We start from the raw sequence: 12,932 nt of genomic DNA, 5'->3' as shown, positions 1-12,932 counted from the left end.
TCCCCCCATTGCGTCGCCCGCCTCATCGCGCCATGAACGGCGCATGATCCAGCCCATCATCCAAGCATGAACACCCCTTCACCCGCCAGCCGCACGCTGGGCCTTGCCGCCTGCATCGCGCTGGTCATGGGCAATATGATCGGATCGGGCGTGTTCCTGCTGCCCGCATCGCTCGCGCCCTTTGGCTGGGATGCGGTGGCGGGGTGGATCTTCACCATCGCCGGATCGCTCGTCCTTGCCTATGTCATCGCCCGTCTGACGGTGCTGATGCCCGATGCAGGCGGGACGGCGCAATTCATCACCAGGGCCTATGGGCCACTGGCGGGCTTCGCCATCGGGTGGATCTACTGGATTTCGGTGATCTTCACCAATGTCACCATCGCCGTCGCCGCCACCGCCAATCTTTCCAGCATCATTCCGGCGCTGAACCGCCCCGGCATGGGCGCCATCGCCTCCATCGCCTTTCTGTGGCTGACGACCGGCATCAACCTGTTCGGCGCACGCGCAGCGGGCATGACCCAGCTTGCCACCACCACACTCAAGCTGGTGCCCATCGCCGTGGTCTTCATCCTGCTCGCGTTGATGCTCGGCAGCGGCAGGGCGGAGGTCGCGCCTTTCCCGGCTCAGGGCTTCACCAGCGCCGGCATCACCGCCTCGGCGGCGCTGACCCTCTGGGCGCTGCTCGGCTTCGAATCCGCCAGCGTCGCCGCCGACAAGGTGCGCGAACCCGGCCGGACGATCCCCCGCGCCACATTGATCGGCACGGCGGTCACAGGCCTCATCTACCTGCTTGTCTGCTCCGGCATCGCGCTCACCTTGCCTGCGGCGGAGAGCCAGTCCGGCTCCCCCTTCGCCGCCTTCGTCGCCCATTATTGGTCGCCGGGGCCGGCGCATCTGATCGCCGCCTTCGCCACGATCAGTTGCCTCGGCGCGCTCAACGGCTGGACGCTGCTGCAAGGCGAAGTACCCCTCGCCATGGCACGCAGCGGCGAACTGCCGCGCTGGCTGGCCGGGACCAACGCCCATGGCACGCCGGTCCGCGCGCTGCTGCTATCCTGCGTGCTGGGGACGCTGATGCTGATCGCCAACAGCCTGCAAGGGCTGGTCGCGCTGTTCACGGCGATGGCGCTTCTGTCGACATCCGCGACGCTCTGGCTCTACGTCGGCTGCGCTCTGGCGGCGCTGCGGTTCCGGCTGGTGGTGCCTGCGGCGCTGGTGGGCCTTGCTTATGCGATCTGGACGCTCTGGGGCGCCGGACTGGTGCCCAGCGGCGCCAGTTTCCTGCTGATGGCGGGTGGCTTCCCCTTCTACGCCTGGGCGCGTCGGGAGGGGAAGAAGACCGTTTGAATTGACCGCTTCGTAGAGGAAGCGAGGGGAGACATCAGTCCCCCCACAATTCCTTGAGCTTGCTGAAGAAGCCCGTCGACTGCGGGCATTCCTCGCCCGTTTCCGTCTCGCGGAAAGCCTCCAGCAGTTCGCGCTGCTTGGCCGTCAGCTTGGTCGGCGTCTCGACATCGACCTGAATCACCAGATCGCCCTGCCCGCGCCCGTTGAGCACCGGCATGCCCGCGCCACGCTGGCGGATCTGCTTGCCCGACTGGATGCCGCTCGGAATCTTGATCTCATGCCGCTGGCCGTCAAGGCCCGGCACTTCGATCGTCCCGCCCAGCGCCGCCGTGGTGAAGCTGACAGGCGCGCGGGCGAACAGGGTCGTCCCGTCGCGTTCAAAGATCGCATGCCGCTTCACATGCAGGAAGATGTAGAGGTCGCCCGCAGGTGCACCCCGCGCGCCAGCCTCGCCCTCGCCGGACAGGCGGATACGCGTGCCTTCGTCGACGCCGGCGGGAACGTTCACGGACAGCGTCTTGGGCTTGTCCACCCGCCCTTCGCCCCGGCACGACCGGCAGGGACTTTCGATCACCTGACCCGCGCCATGGCAGGACGGACAGGTCCGCTCCACCACGAAGAAGCCCTGCTGCGCGCGCACCTGGCCATGGCCATTGCAAGTGCCGCAGCTCTTGACCCCGGTGCCCGGCTGCGCGCCTGAACCATCGCAAGCCTCGCAGGATGCCGAAACCTCGATCTGAATCTCGGTCTTCTTGCCGTGATAGGCCTCGTCCAGCGTGATCTCGAGGTCGTAGCGCAGGTCCGCCCCGCGCCGCTGGGCCTGCCGCCCGCCACCGCCGAAACCGCCGGCCGCCTGACCGAAGATCGTCTCGAAAATATCGCCAAGGTCGGAAAAGCCACCCGCGCCGCCGCGCCCGCCGCCAAAGCCCGCCCCGCCATTCTGGAACGCCGCATGACCGAAACGGTCATAGGCCGCGCGCTTCTGCGGGTCCTTCAGGCATTCATAGGCTTCGGAAACGGCCTTGAACTTGGCCTCGCTGTCGGTGCAGCCCCCGGTCTTGTCCGGGTGATATTTCATCGCCAGCTTGCGATAGGCGCTCTTGATCTGCGCGGCATCGGCGGTGCGCTCGACCTCGAGCAGTTCGTAATAATCGATTTCGGTGCTCATCTCGCCCCCGGCGTCCCTGCCCCGTCATGACCACGACAGCCATGACGGGGCAAGTACATCAGCTTACGCCTTGTTGTCGTCCACTTCCGAAAATTCGGCATCGACGACATCATCGTCCGCCTTCGGAGCGTCAGCGCCCGGAGCAGCCGCAGCCGCCTGCTCCTTCTCGTAGATCGCCTGACCCAGCTTCATGGCGACCTGCGCCAGTTCCTGGGCCTTCGCCTTCATCGCTTCAGCGTCGCCGCTTTCGACAGCCGACTTGGTCGCGGCAATCGCGGTCTCGATTTCCGACTTCAGGCCAGCGTCCACCTTGTCGCCATGCTCGGAAAGCTGCTGCTCAGTGGTGTGGATCAGGCTTTCGGCATTGTTCTTCGCCTCGGCCGATTCGCGCTTCTTCTTGTCCTCTTCGGCGAAACGCTCGGCATCCTTGACCATCTGGTCGATGTCGGCGTCCGACAGACCACCCGAAGCCTGAATGCGGATCTGCTGTTCCTTGCCCGTGCCCTTGTCCTTGGCATGGACGTTGACCAGACCGTTGGCGTCGATGTCGAAGGTGACTTCGATCTGCGGAACGCCGCGCGGCGCAGGCGGGATGCCGACCAGATCGAACTGGCCGAGCAGCTTGTTGTCCGCCGCCATTTCACGCTCGCCCTGGAACACGCGGATCGTCACCGCCTGCTGATTGTCGTCGGCGGTCGAATAGACCTGCGACTTCTTGGCGGGGATGGTGGTGTTGCGGTCGATCATGCGGGTGAACACGCCGCCCAGCGTCTCGATGCCCAGCGACAGCGGGGTCACGTCGAGCAGCAGCACGTCCTTGACGTCGCCCTGCAACACGCCCGCCTGAATGGCCGCGCCCATGGCGACGACTTCGTCCGGGTTCACGCCGGTATGCGGTTCCTTGCCGAAGAACTCCTTCACGGCCTCGCGCACCTTGGGCATGCGGGTCATGCCGCCGACGAGGACGACTTCGCTGATCTCGCTCGCGGACACGCCAGCATCGGCCAGCGCCTTCTTGCACGGCTCCATGGTCCGCTTGATCAGGTCAGCCACCAGACGCTCCAGATCGGCGCGGGTGATGTTCTTCACCAGATGCTTGGGACCATTTTGATCAGCGGTGATGAAGGGCAGGTTGACTTCGGTCGACTGGGCTGAGGACAGCTCGATCTTCGCCTTTTCGGCCGCTTCCTTCAGACGCTGGAGCGCCAGCTTGTCCTTGGTGAGGTCAATGCCCTCTTCCTTCTTGAAGTCAGCCGCCAGATATTCCACCAGCTTGGCGTCGAAATCCTCGCCGCCCAAGAAGGTGTCGCCATTGGTCGACTTCACCTCGAACACGCCATCGCCGATCTCCAGGATCGAGATGTCGAAGGTGCCGCCGCCAAGGTCATAGACCGCGATGGTCTTGCCGTCCTGCTTCTCAAGCCCGTAAGCCAGCGCCGCCGCGGTCGGCTCGTTGATGATGCGCAGCACTTCAAGGCCCGCAATCTGGCCGGCGTCCTTGGTCGCCTGACGCTGAGCGTCGTTGAAGTAAGCGGGAACGGTGATGACCGCCTGCGTGACCGTTTCGCCCAGATAGCTCTCGGCGGTTTCCTTCATCTTCTGGAGGGTGAAGGCGGAAATCTGCGAAGGGCTGTAATCCTTGCCGCCGGCATTGACCCAGGCGTCGCCATTGGGACCCTTTGCAATGCTGTAGGGGACGAGTTCCATGTCCTTCTTGGTCATCGGATCGTCGAAACGGCGGCCGATCAGGCGCTTCACCGCGAAAATCGTATTGTCCGGATTGGTCACGGCCTGACGCTTGGCCGGCTGGCCGATCAGGCGCTCACCATCCTTGGTGAAAGCGACGATGGAGGGCGTGGTGCGCGCGCCTTCCGCATTTTCGATGACCTTGGGCTTGCCGCCGTCCATCACAGCGACACAGCTGTTGGTGGTGCCAAGGTCGATACCGATTACTTTTGCCATCTTGTCCTCTTTGAACCCCAAATCATATTCAGCGGTTGACGGCCCCATACCTCACGAAAGCGCCAAGGCAAGGGCGTTTGCGCAAGGGATATAGGCGCGCTTTTGCTTGGCACAAGAAGCTGCGATGATTAGCGTTACGAAACGACCGGAAACGGGACATTTGAGGAAGCCCTTGGCCATGCGCGCATTTCTACCCCTGATTGCTCTTTCCGGCGCCGTCGCGCTCACTTCCTGCGGCGAGCCTGCACCCACCTATGTCGATCAGGCATGGGTCCGCCTCAGCCCCAATAAAGATACGCCCTCGGCTGGATATTTCGTCGCCCATGGCGGCGATGCGGCGACGCAGCTGCGCGGCGTACTCACCGATTATGCGCTCAAGGTCGAAATGCATGAGAGCGTGGATCAGGCCGGCAAGATGAGCATGAAGCCGCTCGCCAGCGTCGACATCCCCGCCAAGTCGACCGTCGCCTTCGCGCCGGGCGGCAAGCATCTGATGATCTGGGGCGTGAACGACACGGCGATCGGCCGGGGCAAGATGACGCTGACCTTCCTGCTGGCGAATGGCGACCGCCTGCTGGTCGACGCGATCATCCAGAAACCCGGCGCCGCAGCGCCCGCGCCCAAGCCCGAAGATCACAAGGCGCATTGACCAGCCGCCCGCTGACCGATGCGGAGATCGCCCTTGCCCGCTCGGTCTTCGGGGGGGCGATCGACTATGGGCGGGTGCGGCTGCATCACCGGAAATGGTGGCCCTTCCAGCCCAGCGGCGTCACCATGGCGCCCGATGGCGATATCTGGTTCCATCCGAAAAGCGATCTGTTCTGCGCCGATTTCTGCGACGGGCCGCTGCACCTGCAGGGTCATTTCATCCATGAAATGACCCATGTGTGGCAGGCTCAAAGGGGCGGGAAATGGTATCTGCCGCTGATGCGCCACCCTTTCTGCCGTTACAGCTATGCCATCGTGCCGGACCGCCCCTTCCATCGTTATGGCCTCGAACAGCAGGCCGAGATCGTGCGCCATGCCTTTCTGCTGCGCTGCGGCGCAGCAGTCCGGGGGAAGCCGCCCTTGCCGGTCTATGAGGCGCTGCTTCCCTTCGCCTCGGCATAACCCGCCAAATCGCCTCATATCAGGGACATATCGGCGATCCCTCCTCCAGCCTCTCCCCAAAACCGCCCTGGAATATTTGGTGAAGGGAGGATTGCTCAATCCTGCCAAGGGGAAGGATTTGCGATGATTCCCATGCTACACTTCCCCCCATGCGCATCCTTGTCTCCCTGCTCCCTCTCACCATCTTCCTTGCCGCCCCCGCGCTTGCCCAATCGCCCGAACGCGCCGGACATTATTATCTTCAGGGCGTGATGGAGACGGGGTCCGAACTGCTTCTGGACCCCAATGGCCGCTTTCAATGGTATCTTGCCTATGGCGCGCTCGACCTGTTCGCCGAGGGCCGATGGAGAGAAAGGAACGGCACCGTCATCCTGACCTCGGAAAAAACGCGCGACGTCCCCTCACCCGCCTTCGAGACTTTGGTGCTGACGATCAGGGAAAAGGAGCTGATCCCTCCGGACGGTCACGGCGCCTATACCCGCCCCGATTGACTCGGGAAATCAACCCTATAGGCTCGCCTGCATGATCGCCCTTCGCCATGCGGCCCTGCCGCTGCTGCTCGCCGCCGCTGTCCCTGCCTGGGCCGCGACCGACCCCTATGCCGCCCGCATCGCGAAGATCCTCAAGGCCACCCCGCTCATCGACGGCCATAATGACTGGCCCGAAGCCCTTGCCGAAAAGGCGAAGGACAAACGCTGGACCATGGACCTCGACCGGCTCGACCCGGCGCAGTTCCACACCGACATCACCCGTCTTCGCAACGGTCGTCTGGGCGGCCAGTTCTGGTCCGTCTGGGTTTCGGCCGACCTGCCCGAACTGCAACAGGTGAAGGACACGCTGGAACAGATCGCCTTCGTCCATGGTCTTGCGGTACGCTATCCCGACAGCTTCACCCTCGCCACCACCGCGAGCCAGGTCCGCGCGGCGCACAGGGCCGGGCGCATAGCCTCCATGATCGGCGTCGAAGGCGGCGGCCAGATCGACGGCAGCCTCGCCGTGCTGCGCGCCTACAAGGATCTGGGCGCCGGCTATCTCACCCTGACCCATGCCCGCACCATCGCCTGGGCCGACAGCGCCACCGACAATCCGCAGCATGACGGCCTCACACCCTTTGGGGAGGCGGTGGTGCATGAACTCAACCGCCTCGGCATGCTGGTGGACCTCTCCCATGTCAGCGAAGGCACGATGCTCGATACCCTGCGCGTCTCCAGAGCTCCTGTGATCTTCTCCCACTCCAACGCCCGTGCGCTTTGCGACACGCCGCGTAACGTATCCGATGCAGTGCTTCGTCAGGTCGCGGCCAATGGCGGCGTCATCATGGTGAACTTCGCCCCGCAATATGTGTCCGAAGCCCGCCGCATCTGGAGCGCCAATCGCAGCGCGGAAGTCGCGCGCAACAACGCCCCGCCCTTTGGCGGCCTGCATATAGGGGACCCGGAAGGCGCCAAAGCAGCCCTTGCCGCCTGGGACAAGGCCAACCCCGCCCCGCCGGTCGCGATCGCTGACGTGGCCGACCATATCGACCATATCGTGCAGGTCGCCGGCGTCGATCATGTTGGCATCGGCAGCGATTTCGACGGCATCGGCGCGCTGCCGGACGGCCTTGGCGGCGTCGAGACCTATCCGGCGTTGCTCGCTGAACTGATGAAGCGCGGCTGGAGCGACGCCAATATCGCCAGGCTCGCCGGCGGCAACATATTGCGCGTCATGGCCGCCGTCGAACAGGTCGCCCTTGCGATGAAGAACGAGCCGCCCGGCACCGGATCGGTGGAAACGCTGGACGGCAGGAAATAATCGCCACCCTCTGTCTGCCATGGTAGATTTCGCCGCCCGCTTCCCATGCGGCGCGACTCACTGGGAGGGATTCATGACGCTCTCGATCGGCAGCAAGGCCCCCGACTTCATCGCTGAAACCACGCAAGGCCCCATCCGCTTTCACGACTGGCTGGGCGACAGCTGGGGCATCCTTTTCTCTCACCCCAAGGATTTCACGCCCGTCTGCACGACGGAACTGGGCTATCTCGCCCGGCTGGAACCGGAATTCGCCAGCCGCAACTGCAAGGTGATCGGCCTGTCGGTCGACCCGGTGGGCAATCATGAGCGCTGGCTGGCCGACATCAAGGCCGCGACCGGCGGCGAGGTCGCCTACCCCATCATCGGCGACAAGGACCTGAAAGTCGCCCAGGCCTATGAGATGCTGCCCGCCAGCGCCGGCGACAGCTCCGAAGGCCGCACCGCCGCCGACAACCAGACCGTCCGCACCGTCTACCTGATCGGCCCCGACAAGCTCATCAAGGCAATGTTGAGCTATCCCATGAGCAGCGGCCGCAATTTCGACGAGGTGCTGCGCCTGCTCGACAGCTGCCAGCTCACCGCCAAGCACAAGGTCGCGACCCCGGTGAACTGGAAATGGGGCGAGGATGTCATCATCGTCCCCTCCGTCTCCGACGAGGAGGCGAAAGAGCGTTTTCCCGAAGGCTGGAACAGCGTCACCCCCTATATGCGCGTCGTTCCACAGCCGCAGGACTGACGGCGATGTTCTTCGCGGTCTTCAAGGATGGCGAGGGATGCAAATCCTATATCATCGCCAATGAAAGCTGCTGCGCCGCGGCCATCATCGACCCGGCGCTGGATCTGGTCGATCGCTATCTGGGGGAGGTCAACAAACAGGGCCTGCGCGTCCGCTACATTATCGACACGCACACCCATGCCGATCATTTCTCCGGTGCGCGGGCCTTGCGAGAGGTGCTCCACGCTCCCATCGTCATGCATCGCTTCTCGCCCGCCCCCTATGTCGACCTGCATGTCGAGGATGGCCATTCGCTACCCTTGGGCGATATGCGCATGCACATCCTCCACACGCCTGGCCACACCCGCGATTCCATGGCGATCCATGTCGAGGACCGGCTGTTCACCGGCGACACGCTGCTGATCGGCGGCACCGGCCGCAGCGACCTGCCCAGCGGCGACCCCGCGCAACTGCATGACAGCCTGTTCCACAAGCTGCTGAACCTGCCCGACGACACGCTGATCTTCCCCGCCCATGACTATAAGGGCCGCGAAAGCTCCACCATCGGCCAGGAACGGGCCAACAACCCCCGCCTCGCCCAGACCGAACAAGCCGCGTTCGTCACGATGATGAACAGCCTCAACCTTTCCGCCCCCACCCATCTCACCGAAGCGCTGCGCACCAACATGTCGGGTGGCAAAACGGTGCGCCAATTGCTGGGGGAAGCGGGCGCCAGGGTCCCCTTCATGGCGATGGACGAACTGCTTCGCCGCCTCGACATCCGGGCCAATGACTTTGTGATCCTCGACGTGCGGGAAAAGGAGGCCTTTACCGCCGGCCATGTGCCCGGCGCGATCCACCTGCCGCGCGGCCAACTCGAACTGCGCGTCAACGACGTGCTGCCCGACCCCAGCGTCGAAGTGCTGACCGTCTGCGAACTCGGCAAGATCTCGACGCTGGCCGCCGCGACGCTGCACGAACTGGGCTTTGCCCGCGCCACCGCGCTGGACGGCGGCATGGCGGCATGGCGCGAGAAGGGAAATCCTCTCGAAAGCGCGGCGTGACGAATTTCAAGGACCATTTCTCGGAAGGGTCGGCCGGTTACGCCACCCATCGACCGACCTATCCCATGCGTCTGATCGATGAGCTTGCCGCGATCAGCCCCGGCCATGGGTTCGCACTCGACTGCGGCTGCGGCAACGGCCAGCTTTCGGTGCTGTTGGCCGAGCGTTTCGACAGGGTGGAAGCCACCGACGCCAGCGCTGCCCAGATCGCGGAAGCGCAGCCCCACCCCCACGTCCACTACCGCACCGCCCTTGCGGAACAAAGCGGCCTTCCCGACGCCGGCGTGGACCTCATCACCGTCGCACAGGCCGCCCATTGGCTCGACCTCGACGCCTTCTATGCCGAAGCCCGGCGCGTCGCCCGCCCGAACGCCGTACTGGCGCTCATCACCTACGGCCTCTGGCATGTGGAGGGCGATGTCGACCCCATCGTCCAGCATTTCTACAAGAAGGTTATCGCCCCCTATTGGCCGCCGGAACGCCGCCATGTGGAGGAAGGCTATCGCAACCTGCCCTTTCCCTTCCGCGAGATCACCCTGCCGCCCATGACAATCGAAGTCGCATGGCGGCTGGAGGATGTGATCGGCTATGTCCGCACATGGTCGGCGGTCAGGGCCGCGCGGAAAGCGCTGGGCCGCACCCCCGTGGAAAGCTTCGCCCTGAATCTGGGGGAAGCATGGGGCGATCCCGATGTTCCCCGCCAGATCATCTGGCCCCTCTCCCTCCGCGCAGGCCGCATCTAGATCGACCTTCGTGACCGACGCTGTTCCAGCCGACTTCAAAATGCATGGCCTGCTGCCGCATTTTGCGAGCCGTCGACTGTTCCAGCCGACTTCAAAATGCTCTAACGCAAGCCGATGACCATAACCAGCATCGAAGCCGACCCGATCAGCCTGACCGAAAAGCTGATCGCCGCCCCCTCCATCACGCCCGCCACGGGAGAGGTTTTCGCGGTGCTGGAAGCGATGCTGAAACCGCTCGGCTTCACCGTCGACCGCTTCGTGACTGGCGAGGCGCCCGATGGCCCGGTGGAAAACCTCCTCGCATGGCGGACAACCGGCCCCGGTCCCCATTTCGCCTTTGCCGGGCATCTGGATGTAGTGCCGCCGGGCAATGGCTGGGCCAGCGACCCGTTCCAGCCGGAAAAACGCGGCGAACTCCTCTACGGGCGCGGCGCGGTCGACATGAAGGGCGCCATCGCCGCCTATGTCGCGGCGCTCCATGGCCTGCCCGACAATCTGCCCGGCACGATCAGCCTGATCATCACCGGCGATGAGGAAGGCGCGGCGGTGTACGGCACGCTGGCGCTCATGGACCGCATGGCCGCTCACGGCCTGCGCCCCGACCTATGCCTGGTGGGCGAGCCGACCTCTTCCCAGCGACTGGGCGACGTCATCAAGATCGGCCGCCGGGGTTCGGTCAACATGTGGATCAACGTCGAGGGCGTGCAGGGCCACGTCGCCTATCCGCACCTCGCCGACAATCCGATCCCGCGCCTTGTCCGCATCCTTTCCGCTATCGACGCCATCGTGCTGGACGAGGGCAATGACTGGTTCCAGGCCAGCAATATCGAGATCACCAATCTGGATGTCGGCAACCCCACCACCAACGTCATCCCCGCCGCCGCGCAGGCGCGCATCTCGATCCGCTTCAACAATGAGCATAGCGGCGCCGGACTGGTCGAGCGCATCACCGCCATCGCCGCGGCCGAAGGCGGCACGGTGGAAGCGAAGATCAGTGGCGAGCCTTTCCTGACCGAACCCGGCCCCCTGTCCGCTCTGGTCTCAGATGCCATCCGCGAAGTGACGGGCGTGGAGGCGGAACTGTCGACCACCGGCGGCACGTCCGACGCGCGCTTCCTTTCGCGCCTCTGCCCCGTGGTGGAGTTCGGGCTCAACAATGCAACGATGCACAAGCTGGACGAGGCCGTGGCGCTGGCCGACCTTGTCAATCTCACGGAAATCTACCGGCTGGTGACGACAGGCGCCCTCAAGGGCTGAAAGGCTTAGATCGAGCGGCGCTCCGGCAGCACCATGGGCGCGGCGAAACGGGCGAGATAATCCGCCTCCCCCGTGGGCCGCGCCAGATGATAGCCCTGAAACAGCGAACAGCCGATGACGCGGAGCATCTCCATCTGCGCCTCGGTTTCCACACCCTCGACCACCACCTCCATGCCCAGCCCCTGGATCAGCCCGACCACGGCGCCGCAAATCGTCCGCGCCTCGGCGGACACGGCAATGTCGCGCACCAGACTGCGGTCAATCTTCACCCGATCCACCGGCAGATCGCGCAGGCGGGACAGGTTGGAGTAGCCCGTTCCGAAATCGTCAATCGCAATGCGCACCCCATCCCTTCGCAACGCGCGGAACTGGTCGCGGATGGGCGGCTTCATCTCCATGGCCAGCGATTCCGTGATCTCCAGCTCCAGCATGGTCAGCGGCGTCCGGTGCGCGTCGATGGCGTGGCGCAGCCGCATGAAGAAATCGGCCTGCCCCAGTTCGCGCGAGGAAATATTGATGGCGATGCGCTGGGCAACACCCGCCTGCGCCCAGCGTGCCGCCGTCTCGCACACCCGGCTCATCACCCAGTCGCCCAGCGCCACGATGGCGCCGCTTTCCTCGGCCACGGAAACGAAGGAGCCGGGCATCACCAGATCACGCTCCGGATGCGCCCAGCGCACCAACGCCTCCGCCGTGACGGCGCGCCCCGTGCCGATCTCGATCTGCGGCTGAAATTCCAGCAGGAACTCGTCGCGCTGAAGTCCCAGCAGCAAATCGCGTTCCAACTCGGCGCGGTCGGCGGCTTCCAGCGCCAGTTCCGCAGTGAACATTTCGGCCCGGTTCCGCCCCTGATGCTTGGCATGATACATGGCGATATCCGCCGAGCGCAACAGCGCGGGCAGCGTGTCGCCATGTTCGGGATAGCAGGCAATACCAATCGACGCGCCCAGATCGACATGCTGGCTGCCAAGATCAAAACGCTCGCCCAGCGCGAACCGGATGGCACGGGCGATCCGCCAGGCGACCTCCCGGTCGGCCATGACGGGCACGAACAAGGTGAACTCATCGCCCGCAAGGCGACCGATCAGGGCATCGCCGACGCCTGCGCTGGCCTGCGCCATGGCAACCTCCCGCAGGCGCCCGGCGACGCGCGCCAGCAACTGGTCGCCTGCCGCATGGCCCAGCGTGTCGTTGACGCCCTTGAACCCGTCCAGATCGATGAAGAACAGCGCGGCCAGCCCTTCCTCGCTGCGATCCGCCAACATGCGTTCGACCTGACGGCAAAAGCTGGTGCGATTGGCCAGACCCGTCACCGGGTCGAACAGGGCCAGTGCCTGCACATGGTCAAGATTGGTCCGTACCTGACTGAACAGGCTTTCCATCGCCACGGACAGATCGGGCAATTCCTGTCCGATATCCTGCGGGATGGCCGATTGCAGATCGCCATGGGCGGCGTCCAGCAACCGTTCAGTCGCGCGGTCGATGGCGCTGGCGGTGGTCTGGCGCGCGGAGGCCCAGCTCAACGTTCCGCACAGGATCGCGATGATGAGGGAGCGGCCGATGCCCGCCATGTCCGTCGCCTGCCCCTGGCCAAGGACCAGCGAGAGAATGAACACCAGCGCCCCCGCGGCGCAGGCGAAGGCAGTGGCGCGGCTTGTCAATGTCACGCCCTGCATGTGCCTCCCTGCCCTGCGCAGCCCGGCCTTGGGCTGGATCAGTCGGATATGAAGGGCAGTGGTTAAAAAAAGGTCAGTGAAACCTCATCGAAAGGC

The 12,932-nt window shown here is 64.6% G+C and carries 12 protein-coding genes; 9 read left to right on the top strand and 3 right to left on the bottom strand.

All coding sequences use genetic code 11. The features are described 5' to 3' along the window. The first annotated feature begins 66 nt into the window (after positions 1-66). On the top strand, positions 67-1,347 hold the full coding sequence (locus tag HUK73_RS00175) for an amino acid permease (RefSeq protein WP_176590094.1): 1,281 nt from the start codon (positions 67-69) through the stop codon (positions 1,345-1,347). Between the two features lie 34 nt (positions 1,348-1,381). On the opposite strand, the gene dnaJ is transcribed toward HUK73_RS00175, so the two are convergent. Next, positions 1,382-2,515: a molecular chaperone DnaJ gene (dnaJ, locus tag HUK73_RS00170; protein WP_176590093.1), complete on the bottom strand. Its 1,134-nt coding sequence runs from the start codon at positions 2,513-2,515 to the stop codon at positions 1,382-1,384. Between the two features lie 63 nt (positions 2,516-2,578). Beyond that, on the bottom strand, positions 2,579-4,477 hold the full coding sequence (gene dnaK, locus HUK73_RS00165) for a molecular chaperone DnaK (RefSeq protein ID WP_176590092.1): 1,899 nt from the start codon (positions 4,475-4,477) through the stop codon (positions 2,579-2,581). 178 nt (positions 4,478-4,655) lie between these two features. On the opposite strand from dnaK, the gene HUK73_RS00160 reads away from it, so the two are divergent. The 8 genes from HUK73_RS00160 to dapE all read left to right on the top strand — a co-directional run bounded on the left by HUK73_RS00160 (position 4,656) and on the right by dapE (position 11,160). Next, the gene (locus tag HUK73_RS00160) at positions 4,656-5,126 is read left to right on the top strand and encodes a copper chaperone PCu(A)C (protein WP_176590091.1); all 471 of its coding nucleotides are present in this window, start codon (positions 4,656-4,658) and stop codon (positions 5,124-5,126) included. Further along, positions 5,123-5,587, top strand: a complete 465-nt coding sequence (locus tag HUK73_RS00155; protein WP_176590090.1) for a vgr related protein — start codon at positions 5,123-5,125, stop codon at positions 5,585-5,587. Before HUK73_RS00160 ends, HUK73_RS00155 begins: the two co-directional genes overlap by 4 nt. A 149-nt stretch (positions 5,588-5,736) precedes the next feature. Continuing rightward, a complete protein-coding gene (locus tag HUK73_RS00150; protein WP_176590089.1) occupies positions 5,737-6,078 on the top strand; it encodes a hypothetical protein in 342 nt (113 codons plus the stop codon). A gap of 31 nt (positions 6,079-6,109) precedes the next feature. Then, a complete protein-coding gene (locus tag HUK73_RS00145) occupies positions 6,110-7,381 on the top strand; it encodes a dipeptidase (protein WP_176590088.1) in 1,272 nt (423 codons plus the stop codon). Between the two features lie 73 nt (positions 7,382-7,454). Further along, entirely contained in the window at positions 7,455-8,117 is a 663-nt protein-coding gene (locus HUK73_RS00140; RefSeq protein WP_176590087.1) for a peroxiredoxin, read from the top strand. Between the two features lie 5 nt (positions 8,118-8,122). After that, positions 8,123-9,160: an MBL fold metallo-hydrolase gene (locus HUK73_RS00135; RefSeq protein ID WP_176590086.1), complete on the top strand. Its 1,038-nt coding sequence runs from the start codon at positions 8,123-8,125 to the stop codon at positions 9,158-9,160. After that, positions 9,157-9,903: a methyltransferase domain-containing protein gene (locus HUK73_RS00130; protein WP_369805409.1), complete on the top strand. Its 747-nt coding sequence runs from the start codon at positions 9,157-9,159 to the stop codon at positions 9,901-9,903. The genes HUK73_RS00135 and HUK73_RS00130 overlap by 4 nt, the downstream gene beginning before the upstream one ends. 114 nt (positions 9,904-10,017) lie before the next feature. Beyond that, positions 10,018-11,160: a succinyl-diaminopimelate desuccinylase gene (gene dapE, locus HUK73_RS00125; RefSeq protein WP_176590084.1), complete on the top strand. Its 1,143-nt coding sequence runs from the start codon at positions 10,018-10,020 to the stop codon at positions 11,158-11,160. Between the two features lie 5 nt (positions 11,161-11,165). Here the strand turns inward: dapE and HUK73_RS00120 are convergent, their stop codons facing one another. Next, positions 11,166-12,836 (bottom strand): bifunctional diguanylate cyclase/phosphodiesterase, encoded by a 1,671-nt coding sequence (locus tag HUK73_RS00120; protein WP_176590083.1) that lies wholly within the window; start codon positions 12,834-12,836, stop codon positions 11,166-11,168. Positions 12,837-12,932 lie beyond the last annotated feature (96 nt).

The organism is Sphingobium sp. EM0848, from assembly GCF_013375555.1.
Classification (GTDB): domain Bacteria; phylum Pseudomonadota; class Alphaproteobacteria; order Sphingomonadales; family Sphingomonadaceae; genus Sphingobium.
This window is presented reverse-complemented; position numbering and strand designations above follow the sequence as displayed.

Bases quoted from the DNA above. Each gene is read 5' to 3' on its own strand.
- dnaK (WP_176590092.1), bottom strand. From the start codon at position 4,477: ATGGCAAAAGTAATCGGTATCGACCTTGGCACCACCAACAGCTGTGTC.
- dnaJ (WP_176590093.1), bottom strand. From the start codon at position 2,515: ATGAGCACCGAAATCGATTATTACGAACTGCTCGAGGTCGAGCGCACC.
- HUK73_RS00150 (WP_176590089.1), top strand. From the start codon at position 5,737: ATGCGCATCCTTGTCTCCCTGCTCCCTCTCACCATCTTCCTTGCCGCC.
- HUK73_RS00145 (WP_176590088.1), top strand. From the start codon at position 6,110: ATGATCGCCCTTCGCCATGCGGCCCTGCCGCTGCTGCTCGCCGCCGCT.
- dapE (WP_176590084.1), top strand. From the start codon at position 10,018: ATGACCATAACCAGCATCGAAGCCGACCCGATCAGCCTGACCGAAAAG.
- HUK73_RS00120 (WP_176590083.1), bottom strand. From the start codon at position 12,836: ATGCAGGGCGTGACATTGACAAGCCGCGCCACTGCCTTCGCCTGCGCC.
- HUK73_RS00175 (WP_176590094.1), top strand. From the start codon at position 67: ATGAACACCCCTTCACCCGCCAGCCGCACGCTGGGCCTTGCCGCCTGC.
- HUK73_RS00160 (WP_176590091.1), top strand. From the start codon at position 4,656: ATGCGCGCATTTCTACCCCTGATTGCTCTTTCCGGCGCCGTCGCGCTC.
- HUK73_RS00135 (WP_176590086.1), top strand. From the start codon at position 8,123: ATGTTCTTCGCGGTCTTCAAGGATGGCGAGGGATGCAAATCCTATATC.
- HUK73_RS00140 (WP_176590087.1), top strand. From the start codon at position 7,455: ATGACGCTCTCGATCGGCAGCAAGGCCCCCGACTTCATCGCTGAAACC.